This is a genomic window from Caballeronia sp. A2-2, from assembly GCF_057612605.2.
This window is the reverse complement of record NZ_JBVFIR010000004.1, coordinates 364,483-387,114: the sequence shown is the minus strand read 5'-3', so window position 1 is coordinate 387,114 and position 22,632 is coordinate 364,483. Positions and strand designations below refer to the sequence as shown.

General features: G+C 60.9%; 20 protein-coding genes. 9 read left to right on the top strand and 11 right to left on the bottom strand.

Features of this window, described 5'->3' with window-relative positions; genetic code table 11:
• Positions 1–50: 50 nt before the first annotated feature.
• Genes ACZCWR_RS32760 through ACZCWR_RS32745 form a run of 4 tightly spaced genes read left to right on the top strand, consistent with a single transcriptional unit; the run spans position 51 to position 4,531 of the window.
• Positions 51–854: an ATP-binding cassette domain-containing protein gene (locus tag ACZCWR_RS32760; protein ID WP_487306235.1), complete on the top strand. Its 804-nt coding sequence runs from the start codon at positions 51–53 to the stop codon at positions 852–854.
• Between the two features lie 13 nt (positions 855–867).
• Complete coding sequence (locus ACZCWR_RS32755; protein ID WP_487306234.1) at positions 868–2,148, top strand: sugar ABC transporter permease; 1,281 nt, start codon at positions 868–870, stop codon at positions 2,146–2,148.
• 21 nt (positions 2,149–2,169) lie between these two features.
• A complete protein-coding gene (locus ACZCWR_RS32750) occupies positions 2,170–2,898 on the top strand; it encodes an SDR family oxidoreductase (protein ID WP_487306233.1) in 729 nt (242 codons plus the stop codon).
• A 22-nt stretch (positions 2,899–2,920) separates the two neighbouring features.
• Entirely contained in the window at positions 2,921–4,531 is a 1,611-nt protein-coding gene (locus tag ACZCWR_RS32745; protein ID WP_487306232.1) for an FGGY-family carbohydrate kinase, read from the top strand.
• 36 nt (positions 4,532–4,567) lie between these two features.
• Here the strand turns inward: ACZCWR_RS32745 and ACZCWR_RS32740 are convergent, their stop codons facing one another.
• The 8 genes from ACZCWR_RS32740 to ACZCWR_RS32705 all read right to left on the bottom strand — a co-directional run bounded on the left by ACZCWR_RS32740 (position 4,568) and on the right by ACZCWR_RS32705 (position 13,051).
• Positions 4,568–4,825, bottom strand: a complete 258-nt coding sequence (locus ACZCWR_RS32740) for a hypothetical protein (protein WP_487306231.1) — start codon at positions 4,823–4,825, stop codon at positions 4,568–4,570.
• A gap of 30 nt (positions 4,826–4,855) precedes the next feature.
• Complete coding sequence (locus ACZCWR_RS32735; protein WP_487306230.1) at positions 4,856–5,116, bottom strand: hypothetical protein; 261 nt, start codon at positions 5,114–5,116, stop codon at positions 4,856–4,858.
• Positions 5,117–5,407: 291 nt separating this feature from the next.
• On the bottom strand, positions 5,408–7,522 hold the full coding sequence (locus ACZCWR_RS32730) for a phosphocholine-specific phospholipase C (RefSeq protein WP_487306229.1): 2,115 nt from the start codon (positions 7,520–7,522) through the stop codon (positions 5,408–5,410).
• A gap of 65 nt (positions 7,523–7,587) precedes the next feature.
• The gene (locus tag ACZCWR_RS32725) at positions 7,588–7,776 is read right to left on the bottom strand and encodes a hypothetical protein (protein ID WP_487306228.1); all 189 of its coding nucleotides are present in this window, start codon (positions 7,774–7,776) and stop codon (positions 7,588–7,590) included.
• 1,214 nt (positions 7,777–8,990) lie between these two features.
• Entirely contained in the window at positions 8,991–10,451 is a 1,461-nt protein-coding gene (locus ACZCWR_RS32720) for an amino acid permease (protein WP_487306227.1), read from the bottom strand.
• A 169-nt stretch (positions 10,452–10,620) separates the two neighbouring features.
• Positions 10,621–11,376, bottom strand: a complete 756-nt coding sequence (locus ACZCWR_RS32715; RefSeq protein WP_487306226.1) for a MipA/OmpV family protein — start codon at positions 11,374–11,376, stop codon at positions 10,621–10,623.
• A complete protein-coding gene (locus tag ACZCWR_RS32710; protein ID WP_487306225.1) occupies positions 11,373–12,254 on the bottom strand; it encodes an alpha/beta hydrolase in 882 nt (293 codons plus the stop codon). Before ACZCWR_RS32710 ends, ACZCWR_RS32715 begins: the two co-directional genes overlap by 4 nt.
• A 2-nt stretch (positions 12,255–12,256) precedes the next feature.
• On the bottom strand, positions 12,257–13,051 hold the full coding sequence (locus ACZCWR_RS32705; protein ID WP_487306224.1) for a DUF4118 domain-containing protein: 795 nt from the start codon (positions 13,049–13,051) through the stop codon (positions 12,257–12,259).
• 177 nt (positions 13,052–13,228) lie between these two features.
• Here ACZCWR_RS32705 and ACZCWR_RS32700 point away from each other — a divergent pair, with 177 nt between their 5' ends.
• Complete coding sequence (locus tag ACZCWR_RS32700) at positions 13,229–14,035, top strand: alpha/beta hydrolase (RefSeq protein ID WP_487306223.1); 807 nt, start codon at positions 13,229–13,231, stop codon at positions 14,033–14,035.
• A gap of 16 nt (positions 14,036–14,051) precedes the next feature.
• Positions 14,052–14,615: a hypothetical protein gene (locus ACZCWR_RS32695; protein ID WP_487306222.1), complete on the top strand. Its 564-nt coding sequence runs from the start codon at positions 14,052–14,054 to the stop codon at positions 14,613–14,615.
• On the opposite strand, the gene ACZCWR_RS32690 is transcribed toward ACZCWR_RS32695, so the two are convergent.
• Both ACZCWR_RS32690 and ACZCWR_RS32685 read right to left on the bottom strand, forming a co-directional pair.
• Positions 14,608–15,813, bottom strand: coding sequence for a glycosyltransferase (locus ACZCWR_RS32690; protein ID WP_487306221.1), 1,206 nt, complete (start codon positions 15,811–15,813; stop codon positions 14,608–14,610). The two genes, ACZCWR_RS32695 and ACZCWR_RS32690, sit on opposite strands and share 8 nt — an antisense overlap.
• A gap of 167 nt (positions 15,814–15,980) precedes the next feature.
• Entirely contained in the window at positions 15,981–16,673 is a 693-nt protein-coding gene (locus tag ACZCWR_RS32685; RefSeq protein WP_487306220.1) for a GNAT family N-acetyltransferase, read from the bottom strand.
• A 192-nt stretch (positions 16,674–16,865) separates the two neighbouring features.
• On the opposite strand from ACZCWR_RS32685, the gene ACZCWR_RS32680 reads away from it, so the two are divergent.
• The 3 genes from ACZCWR_RS32680 (at position 16,866) to ACZCWR_RS32670 (ending at position 20,862) form a co-directional block, all read left to right on the top strand.
• Positions 16,866–17,945: a catalase family protein gene (locus ACZCWR_RS32680; protein WP_487306219.1), complete on the top strand. Its 1,080-nt coding sequence runs from the start codon at positions 16,866–16,868 to the stop codon at positions 17,943–17,945.
• Between the two features lie 50 nt (positions 17,946–17,995).
• On the top strand, positions 17,996–20,287 hold the full coding sequence (locus ACZCWR_RS32675) for an FdhF/YdeP family oxidoreductase (RefSeq protein WP_487306218.1): 2,292 nt from the start codon (positions 17,996–17,998) through the stop codon (positions 20,285–20,287).
• Between the two features lie 107 nt (positions 20,288–20,394).
• Positions 20,395–20,862, top strand: a complete 468-nt coding sequence (locus tag ACZCWR_RS32670; RefSeq protein WP_487306217.1) for a GNAT family N-acetyltransferase — start codon at positions 20,395–20,397, stop codon at positions 20,860–20,862.
• A gap of 9 nt (positions 20,863–20,871) precedes the next feature.
• Here ACZCWR_RS32670 and ACZCWR_RS32665 read toward each other — a convergent pair whose 3' ends face one another.
• A complete protein-coding gene (locus ACZCWR_RS32665; protein WP_487306216.1) occupies positions 20,872–22,227 on the bottom strand; it encodes an MFS transporter in 1,356 nt (451 codons plus the stop codon).
• Positions 22,228–22,632: the final 405 nt, after the last annotated feature.

Genomic DNA, 22,632 nt, shown 5'->3' with positions numbered 1-22,632 from the left:
GACGGCATCCGGCACCGTCCGGATTCCGTCGCCATGAAAGGGTTTTCGTCATGACTGAACATTCCATTCCCAATGGCCGTTCCGGCCAGCCCGTGCTGAGTCTGCGCGGCGTATCCAAGCATTTCGGCGCGGTCTCGGCGCTGACCGATATCGAACTCGATGTCCACGCAGGCGAAGTCGTCGCGCTCGTCGGTGACAACGGCGCGGGCAAATCCACGCTCGTCAAAGTGCTGGCGGGCGTGCATCAACCGAGCGCGGGCACGATCACCTTCGATGGCCGCGAGGTCACGCTGGCGAATCCAGGCGCGGCACTGGATCTCGGCATCGCGACCGTGTTTCAGGATCTCGCGCTGTGCGAGAACCTCGATGTGGTCGCCAATATCTATCTCGGCCGCGAGATGAATCCCATGCGTCTGGATGAAGTGCAGATGGAAGTGCGCGCGTGGACCTTGCTGAATGAGTTGTCGGCGCGCATTCCGAGCGTGCGCGATGTGGTGGCTTCGCTATCGGGCGGGCAGCGTCAGACGGTCGCGATTGCACGTTCCTTGTTGCTGGACCCGAAGCTCATCATGCTCGATGAACCAACCGCCGCTTTGGGCGTGGCGCAAACCGCCGAAGTGTTGAACCTGATCGAGCGTGTGCGTGATCGCGGGCACGCGGTCATCATGATCAGCCACAACATGGAAGACGTGCGCGCGGTGGCGGACCGGATCGTCGTGCTGCGGCTGGGGCGGAATAACGGCGTGTTCTTTCCGGACTCGTCGAATCAGGAACTGGTGGCCGCGATTACCGGCGCGACCGAGAACGCCGTGTCGCGGCGCGCCGGCCGGCGTCAGGCCCAGCAAAACGCGTAGTGGAGACATCATCATGAGCAAGCAACCGCAAGGCGCGGCGTCGCCGGAAGAACAGGGCGCGCCGCCATCCACGCTGCTCGACCGCAGCGATGTCCGCGTCAAACACGCAAGCGGCGCGGGCGAAACCATCAGTGCGTTCATCGACCGCGTGAAATCGGGCGATCTGGGATCGCTGCCGGTGATCGCGGGTCTGGTCATCATCTGGACCGTGTTCACGAGTCTGAATCCGGTGTTTCTGTCGGCGGGCAACCTCGTCAATCTGCTGTTCGATTGCTCGACGATTGGCGTGATTTCGTTGGGCATCGTCTGCGTGCTGCTGGTCGGGGAGATCGATCTCTCTGTTGGTTCGATGAGCGGCTTCGCCTCCGCGATGGTCGGCACGTTATGGGTGAACGAAGGCTGGCCGATCGTGCTCGCCATCATCGCGGCGATCGTGGTGGGCGGGTTGATCGGCGCGCTGTACGCGTTTCTGCTCAACAAGCTCGGCATGCCGAGTTTCGTCTCGACGCTGGCGGGTTTGCTCGCGATTCTGGGCATGCAGCTTTACGTGCTCGGCGCGACCGGTTCGATCAACCTGCCGTATTCCACGACTATCGTGAACTTCGGGCAACTGATGATTATCCCGGCGCTGGTGTCGCACATCATCGCGCTGCTGCCGGGCGTGATGATTCTGGTGCTCGGTCTGCGCACGCGTGAACGCAGGCGTGCCGCGCGGTTGTCTGCGCCATCCGTGACGAGCCTTGCGATGCGCGCCGGTGCGATCACCGTGTTTCTGGAAATCGTGGTGGCGTATCTCAACACGGGACGCGGCGTGCCGCTCATGTTCGGCGTGTTCCTCGGCCTTGCCGTCATCATGGATTACGCATTGACGCGCACACGCTGGGGCCGTTCGATGAACGCGGTCGGCGGCAATCGCGAAGCCGCGCGCCGTGCGGGCATCAAGGTGAATGCGATCTATACGAGCGCCTTCGTGCTGTGCGCAAGTTTTGCGGCGTTGGGCGGCATTCTGACGGCGGCGCGTCTTGCTTCCGCGAGTCAGCAGGCCGGCACGGGCGACGTGAACCTCAACGCCATCGCGGCGGCGGTGATCGGCGGAACGAGTCTCTTCGGCGGACGCGGCAGCGCGTATTCGGCGGTGCTCGGCATTATCGTGATCGAATCGATTGCGAGCGGGTTGACGCTGCTGAATCTGTCGTCGTCGCTGCGCTTCATGATTACCGGCGCGGTGCTGGCGATTGCGGTGATCGTCGATTCGCTGGCCCGTCAGTCTCGCGTGTCGCATGGCCGCGCGTAATATCAATCAGGAGAGCCATTCATGTCTGAATCGCTGAAGGGAAAAGTGGCCGCCATCACCGGCGCGGCGTCGGGTATCGGTCTGGAGTGTGCGCGCGTGTTGATCGAAGCGGGCGCGAAAGTGGTGCTTGTGGATCGTGCGAAAGAGCGTTTGGATGCGTGCTGCGCGGAACTCGGTGAGAATGCGTTTGCGTTGTCCGTCGATCTTCTTCAGCCATCCGAAGTTTCATCGATGTTGCCGAAAATTATCGATCTCGCGGGCGGGCTGGATATTTTTCATGCGAACGCGGGCGCGTATGTCGGCGGTGAAATCGTGGAAGGCAATCCCGATGAATGGGACCGCATGCTGAACCTCAACATCAACGCGGCGTTCCGTTCCGTGCATGCCGTGTTGCCGCATATGGTCGCGCAGAAGTCCGGGGATATTCTGTTCACGAGTTCGATTGCGGGCATGGTGCCGGTCGTCTGGGAGCCGATCTACACGGCATCGAAGTTCGCTGTGCAGGCGTTCGTGCACACCACGCGGCGGCAAGTGGCGAAGCATGGCGTGCGCGTCGGCGCAGTGCTGCCCGGTCCGGTCGTCACCGCCTTGCTCGATGACTGGCCGAAAGCGAAAATGGAAGAAGCGCTCGCAAACGGCAGTCTGATGCAGCCGCGCGAAGTGGCCGAGTCGGTGTTGTTCATGCTGACGCGGCCGCGCAACGTGACCATCCGCGATCTGGTGATTCTGCCGAACAGCGTCGATCTGTGAATCGCACATCATTGAAAGAACCATGAATGCAAAACATGTGATCGGCATCGATGTCGGCACCGGCAGCGCCCGCGCCGGTATTTTCGATGCGACGGGCGCGACCATCGCCACCGCGAAGCACGACATCACGCTTTATCGCGAGAGCGGGGCGATTGTCGAGCAATCGAGCACGGAGATATGGCAAGCCGTGTGTCATGCGGTGAAGGATGCGTTGGCGCAGGCCGATGTCGCGCCGGAGTCCATCGCGGGGATTGGTTTCGATGCCACGTGTTCGCTCGTCGTGTTGGGCGAGGGCGGCAAGCCGTTGCCCGTGGGGCCGTCGGAAGAGGCGGAACGCGACATCATCGTGTGGATGGATCATCGGGCGCTTGGGCAGGCCGAACGCATCAACGCGACTGGGCATGAAGTGCTGAAGTTTGTCGGCGGGCGTATTTCGCCGGAGATGGAAACGCCGAAGCTCTTATGGCTGCTCGAAAACCGCCCGCACGTTTTCGCCGATGCGTGGCAGTTCTTCGATCTCGCCGATTTCCTCACGTGGCGCGCGACGGACGATCTCGCGCGGTCCACTTGCACGGTCACTTGCAAATGGACTTATCTTGCGCACGAGCATCGTTGGGATGAAGGCTATTTTCGAACGATGGGCCTGGGTGTGCTCGCCGATAAAGCCTTCGCGCGCATCGGACAACGTATCGTCGAGCCGGGGACGCCGCTCGGACGCGGGCTGACCGAACGCGCTGCGGCGGAACTTGGGCTGCTGCCGGGAACGCCAGTGGCAGCGGGGATTATCGATGCACACGCGGGCGGCATCGGCACGGTCGGCGCGCAAGGCCATCCCGAAGCGAGCCTCGCCTATGTGTTCGGCACCTCGTCCTGCACGATGACGACCACGCGCGAACCGGTCTTCGTGCCGGGCGTGTGGGGTCCGTATTTCTCCGCGATGGTGCCCGAAGCGTGGCTCAACGAAGGCGGGCAGTCGGTCGCGGGCGCGGCCATCGAACGCTTGCTCGCCATGCATCCTGCAGCGCCTGAAGTAACGCGACGTGCGCATGAAGCAGGTCAATCGCTGCCGGGCATGCTCGCGGACCTCGCAAGCCGCGAATCGCGCGGGTTGTCGGATGTGGTGAAGCTCGCGCACGGGCTGCATGTCGTGCCCGAGTTCCTCGGCAATCGCGCGCCGTTCGCCGATCCGCATGCGCGCGCGGTCATCGCGGGCCTCGGCATGGAAACGGATGCGGACAGTCTCGTCGCGTTGTATGTGGCGGGCGTGTGCAGCATCGGCTACGGGTTGCGTCAGATCATCGATGCGCAAAGCGTGGCAGGCGCGCCCATCGAGCAAATCATGATAAGTGGCGGCGCAGGGCGGCTCGATCTCGTGCGTCAATTACTCGCGGATGCAACGGGAAAAAGCGTGCTGGCCATTCAAGCCGATGAGCCCGTGCTGCTCGGCTCCGCGATGCTCGGCGCAGTCGCAGGCGGCCTGTTCGGCGATGTGAGAACGGCCATGAGCGCGATGGCGCAAGTGGACAGACGCTATGCTCCGGCGACGGGCGATATCGCTTCGTTGCACGATCGCCGTTACGTGGCCTTCAAGAAATTGCAGGACGTAGCGCGGGAAATCGAAAAGATGGAGTAAAAAAAGGGGAAGGCGCGCAGCCTTCCCCTTTTTGCTTTACAGCTTCAGTCCACCCAACAGGCTGCCGACCGAATCCACCGACTTCGTGACGTTCTTCACGTCCACGCTGGTGTGTTGCGAAGCGTCGATCTGCGTCACCGGCGCGACGTTGACCTGCGGACTGGCGAACGACACGCCGCTTTGCAGGTTGCCATTGAAGGCAGAGTTCGAGAACAGCGACGTGCCGCCCTTTACAGCATCCATTTCGGCACGGTCGAGGTCTTTCTCGGCGGACAGGTTCTTGATCGTCAGCATGATGGTCTCCTTAGCGCTTCAATAAGTGGATTAGAGCTTCACGCCAGCCATCAGGCTGCCGATGGACGTGAGCGACTTGTTGACGGTCGTGGCATCGACATTGGTATGCGACGAAGCATCGATCTGCGTGACCGGCGCGACGTTCGACTGAGCCGAACCGAAGGACACGCCGCCTGCCTGAACGTTGGCATTGACAGCGGAATTCGAGAAGAAAGACGTACCGCCCTTGACGGCAGCCATGTCTGCGCGGTCGAGGTCTTTTTCAGCGGCGATGTTGGCGATCGTGATCATTTTGAAGCTCCTTTAAGCAGGTTGGGTGGGTGAGAGCGTTTGGTTTGTTGCGCTCTACCACTCTAATGCGAGAGGTATGCCAGCATGATCTTCGAAGGCTGTCGGATTGCTGCAATCTATTGAAATTAAACAATAAAAATTTTATTTAGGCTTGAGTCAAAGCGCTTCGACGAGCATCATCAATTAGCTTTGTGATCGCTATAAACCAACATCATCCGCGAAAGATGTTTGGCACAACCAGACAATCGCCGCTGCTCCTCATGGCAGGCAGCGGCGCTCGTCAAAAAGCGATCAGATCGCCTTGGAAACCGGCGCAGTCGCCGCCGGATCAGTTGTACTCGCCAGCCCCGTCTCCACATGCCCGGCGATGCGTCGAACCCATGCCGGGTTAGCCTGAATCGCGAACGTCAAGTCGTACCACTGCGCGTTGCACGACAAATCCCAATGCGCTTCAACCGTCTTGCCCGCAGGCACCGAAATGGTCTGCGGTGCCTGCGCATAGGCGTTATCGCTTGCGGTCACCGTCAACGCAGCCGTCCCCGTATTGGCGACCGCGACATACACGTTCCCGTTAGCCACGTCATAGCAAGTCGTGATTTCCGGATGAGCCGCCGCATCCGCCGCCGCGTTGCCGGAAAGCCGACGGAAAAAGCCATTGGGACCGTACACGTTGACCGCATAGTTGCCGTTGGCATCGAGCGCCCAGGTGTCTGACAACTGCTTGCCCGCTTCCACCGTGTAGTGACGCGGCGTGGCGGTCGGGTCGGACGTATAAACCCAAAAATGCGCGCCTTGCTTGCCGGAGTTTGCGAACGTCACCACATAGCCGCCCGATTGCAACTGCCCGTTCACGTGCAATTCATACGGAATCGCGCGCGCCGGACGCGTGCCCGTTTCCTGCGCCTCGATCGTCTGCGTCGCCGTGCTGGCGGGCGCGGTCTGCGAAGTCGGCCGGGCGCATTGCTGATCGGCTTGCGTGATGTAGGTCGTCGTGCTCGGCAGCGTCGGGAAGGTTGCATCCGACTTGCTGAAGTCGAGCGAAGTCGTCAGATCGCCGCACACGGTACGACGCCACGGCGAGATATTCGGCTCGTTCACGCCGAACCGTTTCTCGATGAACTGCAACACCGACGTGTGATCGAACACCTGCGAATTCACATAGCCGCCGCGCGACCACGGCGAGACGACGAACATCGGCACGCGCGGCCCGAGACCATACGGCAGATTGTCGGCGGTGTACGTGCCTTGCTGCGCGGCCGTGACCAGCGTGTGACGTTCCAGCGAGATATCCACCGTGCTCGCGCCCGTGTTCGGCAGCGTCGGCGCTTGCGGCGGCACCATGTGATCGAAGAAGCCATCGTTCTCGTCGTACATGATGAACAGAACCGTCTTGCTCCAGACATCGGGATTGGATGTGAGCGCATCCAGAATCGTCGCGATGTAGTTCGCGCCATAAAGCGGCGTGAATTTCGGATGCTCCGAATACGCGGCGGGCGGCAGCAGCCACGACACTTGCGGCAGATTGCCCGCCTGCACATCGGCCTTGAGCTGCGTGAGATTGCGCGTGCTCATGCCGCGCGAAGCCAGCGACGAACCTGCGGGCGCATTCACGAAGTTCTGAAAACACGCGAGCATGTTGGTGCCGTAATTGCCTGTGTAGTTATCGAAGTCCGTGCCTTGCTGATAGACCTGCCACGAGACGCCCGCGGTTTCCAGACGTTCGGGATACGTCGTCCACGAGAAGGGATTGAGCTTCGTGGTATCGAACTGATTGTCGATGTAATCGATGTTGTCGAGCAGCGGCCCGCCGCCCGTGCCGAGCGGATCGACCATGCCGGTCATCAGATACATGCGGTTCGGGTGCGTGTTGCCGGGAATCGAGCAGAAGTAGTGATCGCAGACGGTGAAGGCATCGGCCAGCGCGTAGTGAAACGGGATGTCCGCGCGCGTGTGATAACCCATCGTCATGTTCGTTTTTTGCGCGGCCCATTTGTCCGCGCGGCCGCCGTCGATGGCGCCGTGCGTGGTCATCCACGTATGCGGCAATCCGCCGATGCACTGCGCATTCACGCTGGCGTTCGTCGTGTCATAACGAAACGGCGCGATGACTTTCGTTGCGTCTTCCTGACGCGGCTGAAACCACACCGGCTGACCGTTCGGCAACGTGACGGGGAAGCGGTCGTTATAGCCGCGCACGCCGTTCAGATGCCCGAGGTAGTGATCGAACGAGCGGTTTTCCTGCATGAACACGACGATATGCTGCACATCCTGAATGGTGCCGGTGACCGTGCTCGGTTCGATGGCGAGCGCGCGGCGGATCGAATCGGGGACGAGCGCTGTTGCGGCGGTCGCACCGGCGAGACCGGCGGAGAGCTTGAGGAAGTTACGGCGTGATTGAGTGGCCATGTCTTGATCGGAATGTGGATGCTCGGAGGCCGCGAGCGCGGCGTCGCAGGACTGCCCCTGTCTATTCAGGACTTTGGTTGGACGAAGCCGGGCGGGCAGTGCATGTCGGTGCTGGCGACCGTTGCGCCGCCGCATGCAGCTTTGGCGGTGGGAGTCGGCGTGGGCGAGTCCGAATCGCCGTGGCAGGCGCTCAGGGCGAGCGCGAGTGCGGTTCCGCCGATGGCGGCGAGCAGCTTAATGGCCGGCGTCTGCATGGGTTTTCTCCGTTGTGGGGTGGCAGACGCGAGGTGCGCCCGGCGTGCGCCGAGAGATGGGTTACGCGGGCGGAAAGATAGTTGCTTTATGTTTCAGGGGAATGTCGTATGTGGGGGACGCGGGTCCGCGGTTATCGGTTTTTGGGGCTGCGTTTGGTTTTTTTGTTCTGTCGTGCAAGGGGCTGCTGTCTGTTGGGGTTTTATTGCAGTAGCCGCCTCCCCGGCGGGGGGGTAACTTTCTTTGCTGCTGCAAAGAAAGTCACCAAAGAAAGCAGCTTTTTACCCCATGCACGCTGGCGGGAGAGGGTTGGTCTGGATTAACGATACGGTGGCCGCAATAGGACGTTCCACGCATAACTTGCCGCTTAGGCAACCTAGCGATCACGCGCTCTATTTCTATTGACTTAGTGGACCGCATTCATTCCTTCGGCCATGCGCTACGCGCGCCGAGAACGTAAGAACGGAATCCCGCAGCGTATCAGCGCCCAGCCACATCACGCTTCTCCGCAAGATTGCTATTCGGTCCTACCTTGATTAGTGCTCCGACTAAAGGCTGACTTGCGTGGGTGTGTGCGCTTTGCCCAAAAGCGCTTACCAAGGTAGGGCCCAATGGGAGAGGTGCGATGCGGTGTGATGTGGCTGGGCGCTAATACGCTGCGGGATTCCGTTCTAAAGCTCTCGGCGCGCGCAGCGCATGGCCGAATGAATGAATGCGGTCCACGAAGACTGAAGGATTCGAGCGCGTAATCGCCAGGTTGCCTAAGCGGTCTGTTATGCGTGGCAAGCCCTATTGCGGCCACTGTATCGGTTAATCCAGACCAACCCTCCCCAGCCATCGTGCATGGTTTAAAAAGCTGCTTTCTTTGGTGACTTTCTTTGCAGCAGCAAAGAAAGTTACCCCCCCGCCGGGGAGGCGGCTACTGCAATAAAGACACAACCAACAGCAGCCCCATGCACGACAGACAGAAAAAAAACAAACACCGTCTATCAGCACGAGCGCTGCTGCTTACAAATCATCGGTTCGCGCCGCAGTAAACGCCCTGACAATCACAACACACACAACACTAAGAATCACCAATACCGCAGGCATTTCGAACAAGCTCGCATCCACGATAAAACTCCTCGACAGGCCGACTAGTCATCAGTCTAGCCAGCCCGAAACACATCGTAAAACGAGGATATTTCACGTGCATGTGAGCAGAATTAGCAGCGATTCAACGCCCCGCAGGAAACCGCAATTTCGAATGATTCCGGCCATACGAAACATAAATCACCATACCGATGATGAGCCAAACCACCAGCCGCACCCACGTCACCAGCGGCAAACCCGACATCAGCAAGAGGCAGAACAGAATGCCCAGAATCGGCACGATTGGCACGCCCGGCACGCGGAACGGACGACTGGCGTCCGAATCGCTGCGGCGAAGGTAAATGACCGCGCCACACACGAGGATGAACGCAAACAAAGTGCCGATACTCACCATCTCACCGAGCACGCTGATGGGCGTGAGCGCCGCCACAATCGCCACGATCGAACCGATCAGGATCTGGCTCAAATGCGGCGTCTGCAAGCGCGGATGCACGCGCGCGAACATCTTCGGCAACAAACCATCGGTGGACATCGTGAAGAAGATGCGGCTTTGTCCGTAGAGCAACACGAGAATCACCGTGGTCAAACCCGTGAGCGCGCCGATCTTGATGAGGATGGAGAACCAGTTCATGCCGATGGCATCCACACCCTTGGCGATGGGATCGGGCACGTTGAGTTCGCCATAAGGCACGAGTCCCGTCAGCACGGCGGCCACGAGGATGTACAGCACCGTGCAGATGACGAGCGAGCCGAGAATGCCGATCGGCATGTCGCGCTGCGGCTTCTTCGCTTCCTGCGCGGCGGTCGACACCGCATCGAAACCGATGAACGCGAAGAACACCACCGCCGAGCCGCGCAAAATCCCGCTCATGCCGAAGTTGCCGAATTCGCCCGTGTTCGCCGGAATGAACGGATGCCAGTTCGCAGGCTTGATATAGAAGATGCCCAGCGCAATGAACGCCACCACGACCACGAGCTTCACCGCCACCATGATGTTGTTGAGCCGCGCCGATTCCTTCGTACCCAGAACGAGCATGGTCGTGAGGATCGCGATGATGAGCACCGCAGGCAGATTGACGATGCCGGTCGCAGTCGTGCCATCCGCGAGCTTGATGACGGTGCCGGGCGCGGCCGCAAGCGTCGGCGGCACCGTGATGCCCACGTTATGCAGCAGACTCACGATATAGCCCGACCATCCGACAGCTACGGTTGCCGCGCCCATCGCGTATTCGAGAATCAAATCCCAGCCGATGATCCACGCGAAGATCTCGCCGAGTGTGGCATACGTGTAGGTGTAACTACTGCCGCAAACGGGCAGCATCGCCGCGAGTTCCGAGTAACAGAGGCCAACGAACGCGCACGCAATCCCGCCCAGCACGAAGGACAGCGTGATGCTCGGGCCCGCGAATTGCGCAGCGGCCGTTCCCGTCAGAACAAAAATGCCCGCACCGATGATCGCGCCAATCCCCATCGCCGTGATGCTGGTGGCGCCCAGCGTTTTGGACAGCGAATGGCCTTCTCCCGCATCGGCGCTTCCTACGATATCGGCGACGGATTTCCGTGCCATGTAGCTCGTGTCTGCCATGATGGTTCAGTCCCGTTGAAATTGGTGTTAGGCACGAACCGACCCTGGCTTGCACGGCTCGCGGAGCACGTCAAACGCATCTGCTTTGAAGACCGACGAGGTCAGGTGGAAGGGGACGACCAATTCAGTGTAGGCCGAACAAAAAGCAAAGTGAACCGTTGGCTTTCGTTCAGAAGCGATAGGCTACGGACGCCACGCCGTTCAGATCGAGCCGGCGTTCGGTGACAGGGCTGCCTGCGGCGTAGCGTTCGAGACGTCCGACCACGGCCGCGACGTTCGCGGACCAGTGTTTGTCGAACTCATAGGTCGCATCGACATTGAAGTGGACATCTCTCAGACCGGAACCGGTGTTGTAGCGAGCGAGTCCCGATGCGGCGCTCTCTTGCGACGAGATGCCGAAGAAGGTGTTCGTGTAGGTGGCGTTCGCCCATGTCACGCCGGGGCCCATCGAAACAAGCAGTTTGCCGAGCGGCGCGGAAACGAGAAAGTCGGCCATGGCCGTGAGACCCTGACCCGTTCCTCCGATGTCCTGATAAATCGCCGTCGCGCCGGTGAACGCCCACCACGTGTAGTCTGCAAAGAGCCGTAGTTTAGGCCCGTAGTGCACATTGGGCAGACCGATGAGGCGCGAATCATCGGAGGACGATCGCGACTGAAAATCGAAACTCACGGACATGCCGACGTGATAGTTCTCACCATGCAACGCGTTGACGCCGAGCACGTCCGGGCCTTGCGAAAACACGGTGTCTTTCCACGAGATGTCCTGCACGGGAAAGGGCAACGCCTGAAGCTTGGAAGAACCGGGAAACTCGGGGAAGAAATACACGCCGGGTCCGATGGAGATTTTCCAGTCGCTATCCGCTGCATGGGCGACGGTCGTCATGCACAATAGACCGCACGCAAGTCCCGCGACAACGCGCTTCATGCTTTCCCCGCGACGGTCGCCAGTTGCCTCAGACGGCGTGCCAAAGCGCGCGATACCACGGGCGTGGGCGTGTCGCTCGAAACGCTCGCCGCCGCGCTTTCGCGCAGAAAGAGCGCACATTCGCGCGCCACGACTTCGCGTTCGTTATCCGAAGTAATCATGTGGTAGGAATCGTCGAGCCAGATGGTCCGCAGAAACGATGCTCCGACATTCGCCGCCACGAGTCGCGCGTTATGCGGGCTGGACGTTTCATCGTCGATGGCGTGAATGATAAGGCAATCCGCGACGATGGACTTGAGCGACTTGCGCACCGAATCGGCGAGCCGGCTGGCTTCGTGCAGCGCGGGCATCGAGATGGACGCGGGTCCGACTTCGCTGATCTCGTTCTTCTGCAACGCGCGCGCGATCTTCGAGCGCAAGGCCTCGTTGCGCAGGCCATACGGTTCGTGTTCGCGATAGCGGTAGCGCGAACGCATGGGCGTGTAGTACACGTAGTCGAGCAGAAAGCGATACCAGGGAATGGCCCAGCCGTCGTAGTTGAGCGTGACGGAGAGCAGCAGCAGCGAGCGCGCGGCGGGGCGCCGTTGAGCGACGGCGGCGGCGAGTGTCGCGCCCATCGAAAGTCCGCACACCGAAACATGCCGATATCGCGTGGCAAGCTCGTCGAACTGCGCGAGAGCGGCATCGATCCACTTTTCCATTGGCTCATGACCGGCGCCGGCGCTGTAGCCTTGCAGTTCGGGCGTGTGCGTGGCGAAGCCTTCCTCAGCCAGAAAGCGGGCGAGAAAGCGCAGTTCCAGCGGCGAACTCGACAAGCCGTGCAACAGCAGGACAGCGTGGTCGTTGCTCGCTGTGGCAGAAAAACGAGGCGTGTTCATGGTCAGTCTTCTGCCCGCAAAATCAGGAATTCGCCGGAAGTCGTGGTGAATCGTTCGCACACACATTCGACCGGACGCCAGTCCTCGGCGCCCGCCAGGAACCGCATGCGGTGATGCCCCGGCAGCAGCCGGTCGCTCACGCGCGCGAGGTCTTCCTGGTGCACCTGCGAATGCTTCGCGCCATAGGCCACGCCCGCCTGCAAGTCGTCGTCGATGGCGCGGCCCGGCGTCGCGGTGGCCGCTGCGGCAACGAGACTGCCGGGCGACGCGCTGTTCGCCGGATCGATCGCCTTGATGAGAATGAGCGAGCGGTTGTACTGCGCGATGTGATGCAGCATGCGGTGCATCTCGCCCGTGGCGCGTTGCGCCAGCAGCCGTTCGTTATCGTGCCGAAGCAGCATTTCGTAGCGCGATTGCGCCACCGCCGCCAGCAGCTCGGCGCGATACTGCGCGCGCCGCAAGCGCTCGACCAGCGTGAGCACGACAATCGTGATGAGCGGATACGACACCAGCAGCCTGACGTCCGACGCGTCGATGTACTCGATCCGTCCATACGGCGGCACGAAAAGGAAATCCGCCAGACACAGCCCCGCGAGCACGACGCAGACGGCAGGCGCGAGACCGCAGTAATACTCCACGAGCACGGCTGCGATCAGAAAAGCGGTTCCCGGCATGATGGGGCCGAGCAGCGGGTGAAGCATCGTCCGGATGGCGGCAGCGGCAAAAAGCGCCGCTCCTGCGATGAGCCATCTTCTACGGCCGCGCGGTGCCCAGCGTCGAGAGTTTTTGACTTCCATTTATTTGATACGCCGTATGACTTTCGTCTTCTAACGGCATCGAAACGTCAAGCTTTAAGAATTGATTTGGCAGGCAAGTGCAAGGTGGCTTGAAGGTGCGGGCAGCAAGCGGATTCGCCACGGCGAGTGTCCTTATACTGGCGCGGTGGCCCGTCCAACCGATCGCGCGAATTTTACATGCGGATGCTTTCATATTTTCTACGTTTTGCTGTCGCCGCCTACCTCGTCGCGGCGCTCGCGCTCTATCTCATGCAGGACAGATTGCTTCTGCCCTCCACGCCGGATGCCGCCGATCTGCGGGCGACCATCCATCCCGGCGATGACATCGCGTTGTGGACCGTGCGCGATGATTATTTCGGCTATGTAGCCACGCCTTCGGGACAGGCGCCGCGCGGCACGTTCATGGTCTATCACGGCAATGAGGAGTCGGCCGAGACCAAGCTGCCGCTCGCCGATATCTTTCTGCGAACGGGCTATCGCGTGATGATCGTCGAATATCCGGGGCATGGCAACCGGCCCGGCGAACGCACGATGAAGGCGGCCATGCAGGCATCGCGCGAGGCTTTTTCAGCGGCGCGCGCGCAATGGCCGGGGCCGCTCTATCTGGTGGGCGAGTCGCTCGGCGCGGGCATGGCGGCGCAGGTCGTGAAAGGCAATGAAGCGGCGATCGACGGCGTGGTGCTCATCACCCCGTGGGATTCGCTGGCAAGCGTGGCCGCCGAACAATACCCCGTGTTCCCGGTACGCTGGATGCTGCACGACGAGTTCGACTCGGTCGCGGCGGTCGCGCGGTATCGCGGGCCGCTCATCATTGTCGGCGCGGAGCAGGACACGCTGATTCCGGTCGCGCACGCGCGCCGCTTCGCGCGCGAACACGATCATGCGCAACTCATGCTGTTGCCCACGGCCGATCACGACAGTTGGTTCGACACGATGAAACCGCCCGACTGGACGCAGATTCTGAATCAGCTTCACGCCGGTTGAACATTTCGGAGGCGATATGGCGAAGGCACAGAAGATCATGGTGATCCGGCACGGCGAGAAGCCCAAGGGCGCGTTGCCGCCTTATGGCGTGAATGTCGACGGTGAACAGAACGCCGAATCGCTGCGCGTGACCGGCTGGGCGCGCGCGGGTGCGTTAGCCGTTTTGTTCGCGCCGAGTCGCGGACCGTTGCAGGTTCCTGAAATCGCGACACCGCAGACCGTTTTCGCGGCTTCCAACGCGTCGGGCGAGACGAGCATGCGTCCGCTGGAAACCGTGAGCATCGTGGCGCAGAAGTTGGCGCTCGAAGTGAACACGACCTTCGACGTGGGGCAGGAAACGCAACTGGTGCGCGCCGCGACGGCATGCGGAGGCGTCGTGCTGATCGGCTGGGAACATCATCACATTCCGCTCATTGCGAACGCGATTCTCGGCAACACGTCCGCGCCGCAGAAATGGCCAGGCAAGCGCTTCGACATGATCTGGGTGTTCGATCTCGACGAAAACGGGAAATCGTACCGCTTCAGTCAGATTCCCGAACTCGTGATGCCGGGCGACAGCGCGGAACCGATCGTTAGCTAAGACTGCTGGCCCACCGGCGGCGCGATGCCGAAAGCAATTGCTCAGCGCACCCCGCGAAGCGCCGGTTGCTGGCCGCGATTCCATATTCCTCGGCGCGCCGCAGGGCGCGTGTGGACATGGAGACGCGCAGTTCCTCGCTGGTAAGCACGCGCCGCAACGCGTCGGCCAACGCATCGACGGAACCCACCGGCACGAGAATGCCGGAGCGCCCGTCGTCGAGGATCTCGCGCGGGCCGGTCGGGCAATCGCTCGCGATCACCGGCTTGCCGAGCGCGAGCGCTTCGAGCAGCACCATCGGCATGCCTTCGTAGCGCGAACTGAGCACCTGCACGCGCGCGGGCGCGACCAGTGCTTGCGGGTTGTCGCGATACCCCGAGAAATGCACGCGCGACACGATGCCGAGTTCACGCACCAACGCTTCGAGCTCGCCGCGAAACGCGCCATCCCCGACGATCACGAGATGCTCGCGAATGTCCGTTGTCGCGACCAGTTGCGCATAGGCGCGCAACAGCGTGCGATGGTCCTTCTGAATTTCATCGAGACGCGCGACCGACACGATATAGGGCGCGTCGCAGGGCGAATCGTGTTCGGCCCGTGCGTTGTCGCAAATGCGCGCGATGTCGATCGGATTCGGCAGCACGAAAACGTGTTGCAGCACGCTGCCGAACATGGCGCGGGCTTCATCGGCCATGTGCTCGTTGAGCGCGGCGATGCCGTCGTAGTGCGCGTATTGCGCGGCGAGCCGGCGCTGTTTGGCCGGACGGCCGCCCAGGCGCGCATCGAAGCTGAAATGATTCACGCCGAGCCACGCCACGCCGAAATTCCCCGCGATCCGCCGCAGCGACATGTCGTAATCCACGATCAGCGCGTGACGTCGCGCAAGCGCCGCGACCCGCCGCTTGATGTACGGACGCACGGCCAGCGTGTTGAACACATCGCGTCCCACGCGGCCGAGCTTCGACAGACGCTTCGCGTAGCGGCGCGTCTGGAATACGTTGAGCCAGTCTTTGTCGGCGAGGATTTCAATCTCGACGTCGGATGGGATGAGCGCGCGAAAACGGTTTTCGAACGCGGGCGAATTGAACATGACCGACAGCGTGACGCGAAAACGCGCGCGGTCGAATACGCGCAGCCATTGCACGAGTGACGATTCAATCCCGCCATCGCCGAAATCGACGATATGAAACAGCACGGGCACGCGTTCGTCCGCCGGTTTCTCAGTGCGACTCCAGGCCGTTGGCGGTGCACTCGAATTGAAAGATGACACGGGCGTCCTTTTCAGCCGGAGCGAAAGGCAAACCGTTATCCTAACGCACGTACTTTACGAATGCTTTCCGTCTGAAGATTGCGCTTGATAACCAACCGTTACGCGCTTCGGGTCACGCGATATAGCGGAAATACTTTGCGTGCTTCAAAACCCAATCTTCGATAAAGCGCGATCGCCGATGCATTGTCCTCTCGCACATGAAGAAACGGCGTATCGCCGCGCTCTGCGATTTCGTGACGCAGGATGTTCATCAGCCGGCCGGCAAGACCTTTGCCGCGATGATCGCCGTCCACGCAAACGGCGCTGATCTCGACAAAGCCATCGAGGTTCATGCGCTCGCCCGCCATGGCGATGAGCCGCCCGTGCTCGCGTAGTCCGATGTAGTTGCCCGTTTCGATGGCGCGGCCCGCAAACGGTCCCGGGTTGGTTTTTCCGGCGAGTTCGAGCATTTCGCCGACGTGGCTTGCGTCAAGCCGATGCACGTCGCTCGTTTCCTGAGGCGGCAGGCGCGCGCGGTCTGTCATCTGCAAGGCCGAGAACAGCCATTCTGAACGCAGGCCATCGGCTGAAGGAACATTGTCTGAAGTCTGCAGCAAGACCGATTCACCCGGATTCATCAGTTCTCCGAGGCATTTCAAAGCCTCCGGCGTCATGCGTTTCACCGCCGCGAATGGCGCCACTTCCGGATCGTAGCGAACAGCCAGGTCGTTGCCTCGCGCCAGATGCCTTTGACGCGTGACGAGTGAAAACCATGTCGGATTGTCCAGTTGATTCGCCTCGGCGTGTTCCATTTGATTGCCCCGTCCGAATGTCGGATTCGATTCGATGCGCTGATTCTAAGCAGGGTCCGGCACGAAGGCCACGGTCATAAATGCCATCTTCAGCGTCATTCACGACAACAGATTTTCGTTTGGTCATACCACCCTGGGCATACCCATTGCGGTAACTCTCAAAACCCCGACACCATTCCCCAGGAGCCCCACATGAACAACACATCGACGATTCATCCGCTGCCGTTCGACCCGACTTACGAGCAGATTCCCGAAGACGAAGCCGAGACCACGCGCGAACTCGTCGAAACCATGCACAGCATTCTCGAAACGACGTCGAGCGACTATGAGCATGCGGTGCGCAGCGTGCATGCCAAGAGTCATGGACTGCTCCACGGCGAGCTTACCGTGCTCGACAATCTGCCCGTGGAGCTGGCTCAAGGTATCTTCGCGCAACCCGGCGCGCACAAGGTTGTCATGCGGTACTCGACGAACCCCGGCGATATTCTCGATGACAGTGTTTCGACGCCGCGCGGCCTCGCCATCAAGATCGAGGATGTCGAAGGCGTGCGCCTGCCGGGCAGCGAAGGCGGTAACACGCAAGATCTCGTGATGGTCAACGCACCGGCGTTCACGGCGGCCACGCCCAAGGCCTTTCTCTCGAATCTGAAGCTGCTGGCCAAGACGACCGACCGCGCACCGGCTGGCAAAAAGATCCTGTCCGCCGTATTGCGTGGCGCGGAGAAAGTCGTGGAGGCGGTGGGCGGCGAGAGCGGGACGCTGAAGAATCTCGGCGGCCATCCGGAAACGCATATTCTCGGCGAAACGTTCTATACGTGCGTGCCGATTCTCTACGGACCGTACTTCGGCAAGCTCAGCGTCGCGCCGGTTTCGCCCGACCTGACTGCCTTGACCGATGCCCCGCTCGATGTCAATGGTCATCCCGATGCGCTGCGCGATGCCGTGAACGAATTCTTCGCCACGCATACCGGCGAATGGGAAGTGCGCGTTCAACTTGCGACCGACATCGAAACGATGCCTATTGAAGATGCGTCCGTGCAATGGCCGGAAGACCAGAGCCCATATGTCACTGTGGCGCGCATCAAGGTGGCGCCGCAACCCGCATGGGACGATGCCCGCGCGGCCGCCATCGATGACGGCATGGCGTTCAGTCCGTGGCACGGGCTGGCGGTTCATCGTCCGCTAGGCGGGGTCATGCGTTCGCGCAAGCCGGCTTATGAAATGTCGTCGGCGTTTCGAGGCCAGTTCAACGGTTGTCCGATGCATAAATAATGCGCCGATGAAACGTCGCGACATCCACGACCATTGAGGGAATAGCAAGCATGAGCAAGCTGCCGAACATCAGAAAATACGATCATCCGGCGGGCGGATGGGGATCGGTGAAGGCAGTCGCGTCCGCGCTCGTGAAAGAGCACGTCGCGCTCAATGGAGCGCGCATTCTCTTGCATCAGAACAAGCCGGATGGCTTTGCGTGCGTGAGTTGTTCGTGGGCCAAGCCCGCAGACCCGCATCTGTTCGAATTCTGCGAGAACGGCGCCAAGGCCACCGCGTGGGAATTGACGAAGAAGCGAATCGATCAGGACTTCTTCGCACATCACACGCTGGCCGCGCTCGAAGCATGGACCGACATGGAACTCGAAGCGCAAGGCCGGCTGACCGAGCCGATGCGCTACGATCCGCACTCCGACCGCTATGTGCCCGTGCCGTGGAAACAGGCGTTCGAGGAAATCGGCGCGATGCTGCGCGACTTCAAACCGAAGCGCACGGTTTTCTATACGTCCGGGCGTGCGTCGCTGGAAACATCGTACATGTTTCAGTTATTCGCGCGACTCTATGGGACGAACAATCTTCCCGACAGTTCGAACATGTGCCACGAAAGCACGTCCGTGGCGCTGCCCGAGACCATCGGTGCGCCGGTGGGCACGGTCACGCTGGACGATTTCGAACATACGGACTGCTTCTTTTTCTTCGGCCACAACACGGGCACGAATGCGCCGCGCATGCTGCATCCCTTGCAGGAAGCGAGAAAGCGCGGCGCGCGCATCATCACGTTCAATCCGGTCAAGGAACGGGGGCTCGTGAGTTTCGCGAATCCGCAATCGCCGGTGGAAATGCTGTCGAGCAAGCAAACGGCCATCAGCACGCAGTATCTGCAAGTGAAGATCGGCGGCGATATCGCGGCGGTCACGGGCGTCTGCAAGGCATTGATCGACGCCGATGACCGCGCGCAACGCAACGACGAACCGCGTGTGCTGGATGCCGCGTTCATCGCCGAACACACTCATGGCTTCGAGACTTTCGCCGATGCCATGCGCGCCGCCGAATGGCGCGACATAGAAGGGCAGTCGGGCCTCACGCGCAGTGCGCTCGAGGCCGCCGCCACGGAATACGCACGCGCCAAGGCCGTGATGATTCTGTTCGGCATGGGCATCACGCAACATCGTGAAGGCGTGCTCGCCGTGCAGATGCTCACGAACCTGATGCTGCTCGGCGGGAATATCGGCAAGCCGGGCGCGGGCATCTGTCCGATTCGCGGTCATTCGAACGTGCAAGGGCAGCGCACGGTCGGCATCACGGAGAAGCCGGCGCTCGTGCCGCTCGACAAGCTGGCCGAACTCTATGCGTTCGAGCCGCCGCGCGAAGAAGGCATGTCCACGGTCGATGCCTGCGCCGCCTTGCGCGATGGCGGGCTCGATGCGTTCATCAGTCTCGGCGGCAATTTCGCGCGCGCAACGCCCGACCATCATGTGCTGGAACCTGCATGGAAGACGCTGCCGCTTACCGTGCAGATCGCCACTCATCTGAACCGCAGTCATTTGCTGCATGGGCGAGCGGCTTATCTGTTGCCATGCATCGGGCGAATCGAAGTGGACCGGCAGGCAAGCGGTCCGCAGAGCGTCACGGTGGAGGACAGCACGGCATGCATTCACGCGTCCAAAGGATTCGCGCAACCGGCAAGCGACCTGCTGTTGTCGGAGCCTGCCATCGTGGCGGGTCTTGCGAAGGAAACCTTGCAGGGTCGCGGGAAAGTCGATTGGGATGCATGGACCGCCGATTATTCGCTCGTGCGCGATGCCATCGAGAAGACCTATCCGGATCAGTTCAAGGACTTCAATGCGCGCATGTCGCAGCCGGGCGGTTTTCATCGGCCGATACCGGCGGCCAAGCGCGAGTGGAAGACCAAGAACGGCCGGGCAAATTTCATCACGCCGGAAGGCATGGGCGAAGATCCGGATATGTCCTTCGATGGCAAGCGGACCTTGCGCCTGATGACCACGCGCGGCGACGATCAGTTCAATACCACCGTGTATGGTCTCGACGATCGCTTTCGTGGCGTGTACAACACACGTGAAGTCATCCTGATGAATCGCGATGACATGACGCGATTGAATATCGCGGAGGATCAGGCGTTGACCGTCACCACCGTATCGAACGATGGCGTTTCGCGCAGCATAGACGGACTGCGCGCACATGCGTTCGATATTCCCGCCGGCTGCGCGATGGGCTATTACCCGGAATGCAATCCATTGATTCCGCTGGCGCATCATGCCAAGCGCAGCAAGGTTCCGGCGGCCAAGGCCATTCCGGTGCACGTGCGTGCGATGCAGCCTTAATCGCTTGGGACAACGATCGATCGTGCGGCGCGTGGATCAAACCGATACCGATCAGGCTTTGAAATTGCTCGTCATATCGCCGGCACACAGCGAATGGAGCACCCATCGTGACCCGGACAGCCCTGATTGTCGTTCAACGCGAAGACCCCTGGTCCGAAGACGCGCGTATTCTTCTCGATGAACTGAGCGCGATGGTTTCGCTGCATGCGGGCTGCAGTGGCCAATCGCGCTTTTTCTTGGAGGAAGTCTGTTCCGCGCGCAGCGCCTTTGTCGTCGCACGCGACATGCACGGCGATGCAGTGGGTTGCGGCGCGTTTCGACGTTTCGACTTCGGTATCGCGGAACTCAAGCGAATCTATAGCCGACCGCTCAACGCAGGTGTGGGCCGCGCGATTTTGACTCAGCTCGAACTCGGTGCGTCGGCTGCGGGCTACCATACGTTGCTGGTCGAAACGTCACTGGCGAGCCGTGCCGCGAAAGCGTTCTTCTGGCGCGCGGGTTTCGAGCCGTCCATCTCCTACACCGCGTACGGTGCAAGGCAGCACGATGTCTTTCTGGAAAAAGCGCTGGCCTGAACGTTCCGATCACGGTGTGGTGGCCACGGCATCCGCCAGTTGCCAGCCGCCGCCCAGCGCGAGATAAAGCTGCACCAAAGCGTTTTCCACGGCCATCTGGTTGTCGGTCATCGCGCGGCGGCTTTCCAGTTCGGCGGCAAGCGCGGTGTTGACATCGAGATAATCCGCCGCGCCTTGCACGTATTGTTCGCGCGCAGCCAGCAAGGCACGATGATCCTCACGCTCGGCAATGGCAAGCGCGGTGCGCTGCTCCTGAAGGCTTGCATAGGCGGTCATGGCGTCGTCCACTTCCTGCCACGCGGTGAGCACCGTTTTCCTGAAATCGATGGCCGCCTCGCGTTGCTGTGCCTCACGCAGGTGCAACATGCCTTTGAGCCTGCCGCCCTCGAAAATCGGCAAACTGACCGCGGGGCCGACGCTGAACGCGCGATCGGGCATCGCAAACATATTCTTGAATTGCAGGCCTTCCAGATTGAAGTTTCCGGTGAGCGAGATGTCCGGATAAAAGTCGGCCTGCGCCGCGCCGATTTGCGCGGTCGCGGCATGAAGGCGCGCTTCTGCTTCGCGAATGTCGGGACGCTGGCGCAGCAAACCGGCGGGTAATCCGACCGGCACGGCGGGCGGTACATCGGGCTGCGCCTGGGCGCCGGCCAGTTCGTCGGTGAGGGCGCGCGGCGTTTCACCGAGCAACAGTCCGATCGCATTGATCAGGCGTGCTTGCGATATCCGCAGCGCGGGCAATGCGGCTTCGATGGTCGCGGCCTGCGCATTCGCGCGCGCCACATCGAGCGTGGCGGCGGTGCCGTTCATTCCATAAAGAATCAAGGCGGCCGCAAGCGCGAGAATGGGAATGGCCTGCAGGAATACGAAGCGCCAGCCGACTACATCGACCCAAAGGGCCGCGAGTGTCGGCGCGAAATTGGGCGTGAAAGTGGCGGTGAGCGCATAGACCGCCAGACCGTAAAGGCGAATGGGTCGCGAGAGCACGCGCAGTGCGTTGGCCATCAGAAGTGGAATGGCGAGACCGCCCGAGAGGCCTTGCAATACGCGCAGCGTGTAGATCAAGGGCAGAATGTTCGTGGAAGGAATCAATGCGCTCGTGACGAGATTGAGCGCGATCACGAACATGAGAAAGAGGCGAGGCGAGAACGTCACCGAGCACCAGGGCGCGACGATCATGCCGATGACTTCGCCGCTCACGTAGAGGCTGCGAATCCACGTGCCCGGATCATGGCTGAGCGAAAGGCCGCCGAGTATGTCCACGAGCGCGGATGAAGACACCTGTCCATTGAACTCGCCGCCCATGGCAGTGAGCAATACCCCGAGCAGGCCGAGGAGCGGTTTGATTTCGAGCTTCTCGCTCATGCTCGCCCCAGTGCGCCGCGATGTCGATAAATGCGTGGTGAGTGCGAGTGAGTTCTGGGCATGGAAAACACAAGGGAGGGTCCGTGCGGGAAGGCGTCATTGCATCATGGATTCAAAATTCCTGCGTGCCCGGATGCCTTGGCATGTGCTTTCGACTTCGAATCAGCAGTTGATTCGAAGTGTCTTTGATGTCCCGACATGCTTGGCGGAATGTGTTCGAACCTAACGAACTTAAGTTTGAAGCGTGAGCCGGACGATTAGCTAAGCGTGAAAAGCTTTAGCGAGGTAAATCATAGAGTTATAAAGATATTGCGGATACGCGGCATATCCTGGCACGGCTCTCGCAATAGAGTGGTGGAGCGCAACAAACCAAACGCTCTCATCCACCCAACCTGCTTAAGGAGC

Excerpts from the sequence above, each read along its gene's own strand:
- ACZCWR_RS32760 (WP_487306235.1), top strand. The coding sequence starts at position 51 with ATGACTGAACATTCCATTCCCAATGGCCGTTCCGGCCAGCCCGTGCTG.
- ACZCWR_RS32755 (WP_487306234.1), top strand. The coding sequence starts at position 868 with ATGAGCAAGCAACCGCAAGGCGCGGCGTCGCCGGAAGAACAGGGCGCG.
- ACZCWR_RS32750 (WP_487306233.1), top strand. The coding sequence starts at position 2,170 with ATGTCTGAATCGCTGAAGGGAAAAGTGGCCGCCATCACCGGCGCGGCG.
- ACZCWR_RS32745 (WP_487306232.1), top strand. The coding sequence starts at position 2,921 with ATGAATGCAAAACATGTGATCGGCATCGATGTCGGCACCGGCAGCGCC.
- ACZCWR_RS32740 (WP_487306231.1), bottom strand. The coding sequence starts at position 4,825 with ATGCTGACGATCAAGAACCTGTCCGCCGAGAAAGACCTCGACCGTGCC.
- ACZCWR_RS32735 (WP_487306230.1), bottom strand. The coding sequence starts at position 5,116 with ATGATCACGATCGCCAACATCGCCGCTGAAAAAGACCTCGACCGCGCA.
- ACZCWR_RS32730 (WP_487306229.1), bottom strand. The coding sequence starts at position 7,522 with ATGGCCACTCAATCACGCCGTAACTTCCTCAAGCTCTCCGCCGGTCTC.
- ACZCWR_RS32725 (WP_487306228.1), bottom strand. The coding sequence starts at position 7,776 with ATGCAGACGCCGGCCATTAAGCTGCTCGCCGCCATCGGCGGAACCGCA.
- ACZCWR_RS32720 (WP_487306227.1), bottom strand. The coding sequence starts at position 10,451 with ATGGCAGACACGAGCTACATGGCACGGAAATCCGTCGCCGATATCGTA.
- ACZCWR_RS32715 (WP_487306226.1), bottom strand. The coding sequence starts at position 11,376 with ATGAAGCGCGTTGTCGCGGGACTTGCGTGCGGTCTATTGTGCATGACG.
- ACZCWR_RS32710 (WP_487306225.1), bottom strand. The coding sequence starts at position 12,254 with ATGAACACGCCTCGTTTTTCTGCCACAGCGAGCAACGACCACGCTGTC.
- ACZCWR_RS32705 (WP_487306224.1), bottom strand. The coding sequence starts at position 13,051 with ATGGAAGTCAAAAACTCTCGACGCTGGGCACCGCGCGGCCGTAGAAGA.
- ACZCWR_RS32700 (WP_487306223.1), top strand. The coding sequence starts at position 13,229 with ATGCGGATGCTTTCATATTTTCTACGTTTTGCTGTCGCCGCCTACCTC.
- ACZCWR_RS32695 (WP_487306222.1), top strand. The coding sequence starts at position 14,052 with ATGGCGAAGGCACAGAAGATCATGGTGATCCGGCACGGCGAGAAGCCC.
- ACZCWR_RS32685 (WP_487306220.1), bottom strand. The coding sequence starts at position 16,673 with ATGGAACACGCCGAGGCGAATCAACTGGACAATCCGACATGGTTTTCA.
- ACZCWR_RS32680 (WP_487306219.1), top strand. The coding sequence starts at position 16,866 with ATGAACAACACATCGACGATTCATCCGCTGCCGTTCGACCCGACTTAC.
- ACZCWR_RS32675 (WP_487306218.1), top strand. The coding sequence starts at position 17,996 with ATGAGCAAGCTGCCGAACATCAGAAAATACGATCATCCGGCGGGCGGA.
- ACZCWR_RS32665 (WP_487306216.1), bottom strand. The coding sequence starts at position 22,227 with ATGAGCGAGAAGCTCGAAATCAAACCGCTCCTCGGCCTGCTCGGGGTA.